The 6,439-nt window shown below is 70.1% G+C and carries 8 protein-coding genes; 4 read left to right on the top strand and 4 right to left on the bottom strand.

Features of this window, described 5'->3' with window-relative positions:
- Nucleotides 1-314 precede the first annotated feature (314 nt).
- The 3 genes from KBI5_RS11565 to KBI5_RS11555 are packed head-to-tail and all read right to left on the bottom strand — an operon-like array spanning nucleotide 315 to nucleotide 2,769.
- Complete coding sequence (locus tag KBI5_RS11565) at nucleotides 315-1,046, bottom strand: hypothetical protein (RefSeq protein ID WP_085015225.1); 732 nt, start codon at nucleotides 1,044-1,046, stop codon at nucleotides 315-317.
- Nucleotides 1,047-1,052: 6 nt separating this feature from the next.
- Nucleotides 1,053-1,640, bottom strand: a complete 588-nt coding sequence (locus KBI5_RS11560; protein ID WP_085015224.1) for a guanylate kinase — start codon at nucleotides 1,638-1,640, stop codon at nucleotides 1,053-1,055.
- The gene (locus tag KBI5_RS11555) at nucleotides 1,630-2,769 is read right to left on the bottom strand and encodes an AAA family ATPase (RefSeq protein WP_023839988.1); all 1,140 of its coding nucleotides are present in this window, start codon (nucleotides 2,767-2,769) and stop codon (nucleotides 1,630-1,632) included. Before KBI5_RS11555 ends, KBI5_RS11560 begins: the two co-directional genes overlap by 11 nt.
- A gap of 319 nt (nucleotides 2,770-3,088) precedes the next feature.
- Here KBI5_RS11555 and KBI5_RS11550 point away from each other — a divergent pair, with 319 nt between their 5' ends.
- On the top strand, nucleotides 3,089-3,568 hold the full coding sequence (locus KBI5_RS11550; RefSeq protein WP_330218918.1) for a hypothetical protein: 480 nt from the start codon (nucleotides 3,089-3,091) through the stop codon (nucleotides 3,566-3,568).
- Between the two features lie 115 nt (nucleotides 3,569-3,683).
- On the opposite strand, the gene KBI5_RS11545 is transcribed toward KBI5_RS11550, so the two are convergent.
- On the bottom strand, nucleotides 3,684-4,106 hold the full coding sequence (locus KBI5_RS11545) for a helix-turn-helix transcriptional regulator (protein WP_085015223.1): 423 nt from the start codon (nucleotides 4,104-4,106) through the stop codon (nucleotides 3,684-3,686).
- Between the two features lie 231 nt (nucleotides 4,107-4,337).
- Here KBI5_RS11545 and KBI5_RS11540 point away from each other — a divergent pair, with 231 nt between their 5' ends.
- The 3 genes from KBI5_RS11540 to KBI5_RS11530 all read left to right on the top strand — a co-directional run.
- Entirely contained in the window at nucleotides 4,338-4,751 is a 414-nt protein-coding gene (locus KBI5_RS11540) for a hypothetical protein (protein WP_023839985.1), read from the top strand.
- Nucleotides 4,748-5,026 (top strand): hypothetical protein, encoded by a 279-nt coding sequence (locus KBI5_RS11535; RefSeq protein ID WP_023839984.1) that lies wholly within the window; start codon nucleotides 4,748-4,750, stop codon nucleotides 5,024-5,026. The genes KBI5_RS11540 and KBI5_RS11535 overlap by 4 nt, the downstream gene beginning before the upstream one ends.
- Before the next feature lie 121 nt (nucleotides 5,027-5,147).
- Nucleotides 5,148-6,439, top strand: a 1,292-nt coding sequence (locus KBI5_RS11530; RefSeq protein ID WP_085015226.1) for an FtsK/SpoIIIE domain-containing protein, incomplete at its 3' end; no start/stop codon positions are given.

Here is a 6,439-nt window from a genome sequence, read left to right as displayed (position 1 = left end):
GGAGCGAAGCGCCCTGGCACTGGTGATAGGGCTGTCGGCTGGCGTGCCCTCTGCTCGTTCTTCGGCTGCCCACCGACGTGCGCGACGACAACCCGCGGCGTCCTGCCCCGTGCCCCGGCTGGTTCTCCCCACCCTGCCGACCGGCGGCCTTCATCGAACGTCTCGGATGGTCTGCGTGGTGCGGGGTGCGACGGGCCCGGCGAGCACGGCCGCTAGGCCGCGCGCAGCCGGTCGCGCGGCGCGGACCCGCACCGCGGCTTGATCCTAAAACGAGTAATTCGGCAACGAACGTTCCTCGTCCGGGGCTGGTGCGCTCATGCGGCGTGTCCTGGTGGTCGGGCTGCCAGATGGAACAGGGCCGCTGCGCGGGCCTCCCGGCTGGGGAGGGTGTCGAGGTGGGCTTGCGTGGTGTCGATCGCATGCTGTAGCGCGGTGACATTCGGCCCGGGGAAGGGGTCGGGTAGGTGGCTGAGGGGCGCGGCGACGATGCCGTCTGTTCCGGCGGTGAGGCTGTCGGCGATGTGCCGTGCGGTTCCGTCCCAGATCGTGAAGTCGGGTCCGGTGCTGGCTCGTAGCTCCCGGATCTGGTCCACGGGCATCTTGGACACCTTCGCTGCGGCGGGAAGAACGCCTGCGTGGGCGGCGGCGGTGGCCAGTGCTGGTGTGCAGGTGGCGGGGCTGAATTCGGGATGGCTGAAGAGGTACACGGGGCGGGGAAGACCCGACAGGAAGTCCAGTGCTTCGGCCTGGTCCGCGAGATTGCGCAGGACGGCCATGGGGACGACGTTCCTCCGCCAGGCGTGGTCGATGTCCTCGCGTGTCCAGCAGCAGGCGGTCAGTCGGTCGGTGCCGACGGTGTCGGCCCACAGGTCTACGACGGTGGCGCGTTCGGCGGGGGTGGCGTGGTGTCCGCCGGTGGTGGTGCCGGACAGGATGAACAGGTGCGCCCACGTGGCGGCGGCGCGCTCAGCGTAGCGGGCGGTCGCGGTGGTGTCGAGGCGGCCGTCCGGGCGGCGGAAGGTTAGTGTGGGTAGGACGAGCTGCATGGGGGTTCAGTCCAGCTCATCGCGGATGGGCGCGGCGTCCTGGGTGGTTCCGGCGACCTGGCGGCGGATCTGTTCGGCGATCGCCTCGGGTGTCCGCTGGTCGGTGCGGAGCACCATGCCGAACTCGGCCGGGCTCATGCCGGTGAGGTCGGCGCGGGTTTCGTCCCATGCGCGGAGCCGGTCGGGGATGTCGGTGCTGCCACGCTGGCGGAGCCGGTCGGCTGTGATGTCGCGGGGGCACCAGAGCAGGACGGTCAGCCACCGTGCCGGGTATTCGGCGCGTAGGGCGGCGATGCCGGCGACCTGTCCGAGGTGGACGACGGGTATCCGCCCGGTGCCGGTGATCTCGTCGAGGCGGGGCCGGTCGATGGCGTAGATGTTGCCGTACCGCTCGTTGACGTAGAGGATCTGCCCGCGGTCCTGGAGGCGGGTGAGGTCGTCGGCGGTGGCGTACCGGTACCGGCTGGGTGCTCCGGCTCCGACCTTGAGCCGGTCGAAGTGGACGAAGCGATCGTCCCGGCTGGTCAGGGCGGCGGTGATGGTGTCTTTCCCCGCGGCCGGTGGGCCGTAGAGGATGACGGCGTCAGGAGGCATCGCGGACCTGGCTTGCGATGCGGCGGGCCTGTTCGGCGAGGTTGGTCTGTGCGTGCCGACTGTTGTCGACAAGGTAGTGGGTGCAGACCGGCCGCGCGTCGGGGTTGATCGTCTTGAGGTAGTCGTCCCAGTAGGACAGCTTCCACGAGTCGCGGGCGGCGTCGCGTGACTCCATGTAGTCGCGCATCGAGTCGATGTCGCACCGTAGCCATACCACGGCGACGGCGGCGCCGCAGTTCCCGGCGCGCTTGGCCATGCGTTCCACCCACCGGGCGTCGCCGAGTTCGCGGACGAACGGCGCGGTGACGATGGTCGTGATGCCGAGCCGGAGGTTGTCGAACGCCGTGTCGAACATGCTGCGGTATTCGAGCGGGCGGATCCGGCCCACGTAGGTGTCGCTGTGGCGGTCGTTCGGGTCGTCGCCGGTCGCTAGGAGCAGCGATTCCGTGAGTGGACGGCTGAGGGTGTCCTTGTCGAGCAGGGGCCATCCGGTGATCTCGGCGATGAACCGCGCGAACTCGGTTTTCCCGGATCCGGGGAATCCGGCGACCATGACGAGTGCGGGGGTGCCCTCGCGGGGCCGTCCCGAACTCCATGCGGCGAGGATGTGCCCTTCGAGGTCGTACGGGGGCAGGGCGACCTGCCGGCCGCCGCCGGGGCCTGGTGCCGGTGGCTGGACGCTGGCGAGCAGGGCGCGGATCGACTCGGTGACCTCGTCGCGGCGGGGGACGACCGGCGGGGCGCCGGTGCTGTTGCCGATGAGGTCCCGCAGATGGGTCGGGACCCGCAGGGACTCCCGGCGGGGCCGGGGGACTTCCGTGCCGGACTCCCACGGACGAGGCGCGAGACCGATCATGATCCCGGGGATGTGGAGCCCGTCGGCGATCCGCTCGATCACGTCGACGTCCTCCACCCTGGCCTTGCCGCTGGCGATCCGGCTTACCCGGGACTGGCTGAAGCCTTCGATGGACGAGGCTATGCGGTCCTGGCTGACGTGGTCCCACTTGCGCATGAGCAGGAAGGCGGCGCCGAAGTCGCGGGTGCGTAGTGCCTCGGCCATGTCGGCGCGGGCCAGCAGCTCGGGGGAGACGGTGTAGCGCTGCCAGGTCGGCTGTGGGTCAGCGGTCATTCATCGCTCTTTGATCGGTGGCGGGCCGGGGCAATCCGCGTGAGCGGGCAGGCACGCTGAGCATAGCTGTGGGCATGTCGTCGCGGTATGGCAAGCCCGAATCGAGCGGCTGACCAGCGCTGAAACGGCGCTGTTCTCGTGTGGGCGGCGGCGCGGGTCCGGCGCCTGATGTCGTCGATCAATGCTGACTCGACATTCCGTGACCCTGCGACTTCGGTGAGCCTTGTTCCTGGTCGGTGCCGTCCGTGCCGATTCCAACTCCGCGGGCGGCGCCGGCGCTCGACCGGACGCGGACAGCGGACAGATGAGGGGATCGGGTGTGGAGCATGTCGACAGCCAGGACGAGCCGCGGGCACGAGCGATGCGGGGGTTCGCTATGACCTGGGCCAGTGGGTCGTGCCAGACCGAGGAAACTCCGGGGGTCGGCTTGATGCCGTGGGGCTCGGATGCATGGGCGCTGGTGGTGCCGGCCGGTTCGTCGGCGCAGACGCTACACGCGGTCATGGCGGAGATGCCGGCGGGCCTGCGGTTCGCCGAAGCCTACGGTGACGCGGACGTGGTCCTCGTCTACGAGGCGGACGGGGTGCGGCTGTCCCGGCGGGAGGTGCCGGGCACGCTCCTGCGCGGCATGCTCCAGCTCGACCCGTCGGCGGCCGGCGTCGACAGCACGCGCCGCTGGGCCACGGAGGAGGAGCGGGCCGCGTATGAGGCCGGTAAGGCTGACGCGGCGGATGCGTTCCGGCGGCAGGTGATCCGCCGTCGCCGTCCACGGTCGTGGAATCCCTCGGCGCTGGGCTGACGTCCCACCTCTGATGCCAGAAGGCCGGACCCTCGGGGGGTCCGGCCTTCTGCTGTGTTCGAGTCCGTCCACCTGCGGGGTGCGGCGGTGCATCCCCTGCGACGGCGAAGGTGATCTACCGGCCGGCTGGCCCGGCCGCGCTGTCCAGCTCGTCAAGGCGGCGGACGATCCGTCGGATGTCGTCCCGTATCTCCCGTACTCCGGCGAGGATCTCCAGGCCGACGGCCATCGGTGCGGCCTGGACACCGGTGGGGCCGTGCTCGCCGTTGCCGGTGAGCACGCGGACGAGGTGATCGTCCGGCCAGTCGAGCGCACGCGCGATCGCGGTCAGGGTCCKGTTCCGCACGCGCCGGTTCGCGCCGTGCTGGACAAGCCGCAGCGTCGACACTGATATGCCCGCCCGATCCGCCAACTCCTGCTGCCCGATGCGCTGGGCGGACATCCGGGCCTTGATCRCTGCCGCGACGGCCTGCCAATCCTCGTCGTCCTGCGCAGCATCGGTGCCGGAAACGCTCCGACCGTCGAGACGATCAGTCATAGACGGAATGCTAGCGAATTCTCGATCCACCTAGATGCGCTGGTCAGCGGGGGATGTCGACTCTGCATGGCGTGCATGACGCCATGCCGTGACTGCATCGCCCGATCTCGACTGAATATGCATTGACGATCTACCGCTTGAAAAGCGCTCTTCCGGCGGAGCATGGTATGTCCATGCCCGCTTCCGGAGCTGGTCCGGGGTCGGCGGGTCATCTCTCGGGAGGTAGATGCAGTGGCGGTACCGAGACGGATTCCCGTCGCGTTCTCGACGGTTTTCCCGGCGGGTGCCTTCGTTGTCGGTGTGGAGCCGGTCAACGACTACGACAAGATCAAAAGTGGTGCGGCGGACCCGCAGCAGCGGGACGAGGAGACCGGCCAGCCGATGTGGGCGGTACGGGTGGTCGATGGTGATCCGGAGGCCCGGACGACGGAGATGAAGGTCCGGATGATCGCTGCGGTGCAGCCGGTCCCGCCGGACCTGCTGCCCGGGACGCCGTTCCGCCCGGTCGAGTTCGACCAGCTCACGGTGCTTCCCTACATCGATCGACGGGTGGCGGACAGGCCGCGGGTGGCGTACTCGCTGCGGGCGGGTAGCATGCGCGCTCCGGGCACGGTCCGGCGTGGGAATGCCGGGGTGGCGGCATGAGCGGGCTCGAACGACTTAGCTCCTCGACGCATATCGGCATGCACGTCGGATCCGGCTGGTCGGTGCGCTGCCACACGTACCCGGACCGTCCGCCGATCCTGTCGGTGCGGGCCGGCGAAACGCACCTGTCCCTGTCCGTCGCGAACGACGCGGTCACCTCGGACCATGTGGAGTTCGCGTACACGCTGCTCGCCGCGGTGAACGATTACCTCATCGAGTGCGAGCGTATCCGATTCGCAGTGCTCGGCGATCCGCCGGAGCATCTCGCCGCGTAATCCGCGCCGGAAACACGGACCGCCCCCGGGACTGCCGCACTTCCCCGCTGTAGCCCCGGGCGCATCCTTCCCCTTTCTCCTCTCTCTGGTTTCGCGCGCTCGAAAACAGGTGGTATTTGCCATGTTCAGAATCAACGGCGACCGGGCTTTCCCTCGGGTTCCCTCCCGGGCTGACAAGGTGCGCGTCCCGGTGTGGATGCTCGTCCTCGCGGTGGCTGTGAAGGCCCTGGCGCTGGCTGTGCGCTGGTGCTGGCGCCACCGGGTCGCCGTGCCGGCCGCGGTCGGGCTGGCGCTGTTCTGGCACCGGTTCGGCCCCCTCGGCCTGCTGTGCCTGCTCGTCGGCCTGGTACTCGTCGCCGTGGCGTGGCGCCGGCTGCACCCCCGTTCCTTCCGGTGGCTGGCCCGGTGGGTCTGGGGCCGGGCCCGGCTGGCGTTCGTCTACCGGTGGCGGTGGCGGCCGGCGATGGTGCACACCGACCTGGCGATCCGCATGCCGGCGTCCACCGGGGACGAGGTGACCTTTGACGAGTACTTCCCCCGTATCCGCGGGATCCGCTCGACCCGGTCCGTGGACGTCCTGCGGGTGGAACTGCTGCCCGGKCAGACCCCGGAGCAGTGGGCGGAGCAGGCCGAAGCGCTGCGGCACGTGTTCCGGGCGCGGCGCTGCCAGGTCCAGGCGGAGCAGCACCGGTTCATCCGGCTGCACTTCCACCGGCGGGACACCCTGACCACCCCGGTAAGCCCTGCTGACCTCGACACGCCGCGTCCCGACGGCTCGGATGACGGCGGCCGATCGGAGGATGCCGGGACCGTGCCTGACCTGCTCGTCGCGGGGCTGGGTGCGGTCCCGGTCGGCCGGCAGGAAGACGGAGAACCGTGGACGTTGCCCGTCCGCGGCACGCATCTGCTCGTCGCGGGGGCGACCGGGGCCGGTAAGGGCTCGGTGCTGTGGTCGATCATCCGCGGTCTCGGCCCGGCGGTGCGGGCGGGCCTGGTGGAGCTGTGGGTGTGCGATCCCAAGGGCGGGATGGAACTGGCCTTCGGGGAGCCGCTGTTCGCCCGGTTCGCCACCACCACGGAGACGATCGCTGACCTGCTCGACGACGCGGTGGGCGTGATGCAGGAACGCACGGAACGGCTGCGGGGCCGGACCCGGCTGCACACCCCGACGACCGGCGAGCCGCTGATCGTCGTCGTGGTCGACGAAATCGCCTCGTTGACCGCCTACGTCACGGACCGGGATGTCAAGAAGCGGATCGGCGCGGCGTTGCCGCTGCTGCTCTCCCAGGGGCGGGCGCCCGGGGTCGTGGTCCTGGCGGCGGTGCAGGACCCACGCAAGGAGGTGCTCCCGTTCCGGGACCTGTTCCCGGTCCGGGTCGCGCTGCGGATGACCGAACCGGAACAGGCTGACCT

It is taken from the genome of Frankia sp. KB5, from assembly GCF_002099325.1.
Classification (GTDB): domain Bacteria; phylum Actinomycetota; class Actinomycetes; order Frankiales; family Frankiaceae; genus Frankia; species Frankia casuarinae.
Note: the sequence above shows the minus strand (reverse complement) of the source record. Positions and strands in the feature narration are given on the sequence as shown.

Coding starts and splice junctions, on each gene's coding strand:
- KBI5_RS11535 (WP_023839984.1), top strand. CDS start 4,748: ATGAGCGGGCTCGAACGACTTAGCTCCTCGACGCATATCGGCATGCAC.
- KBI5_RS11555 (WP_023839988.1), bottom strand. CDS start 2,769: ATGACCGCTGACCCACAGCCGACCTGGCAGCGCTACACCGTCTCCCCC.
- KBI5_RS11560 (WP_085015224.1), bottom strand. CDS start 1,640: ATGCCTCCTGACGCCGTCATCCTCTACGGCCCACCGGCCGCGGGGAAA.
- KBI5_RS11565 (WP_085015225.1), bottom strand. CDS start 1,046: ATGCAGCTCGTCCTACCCACACTAACCTTCCGCCGCCCGGACGGCCGC.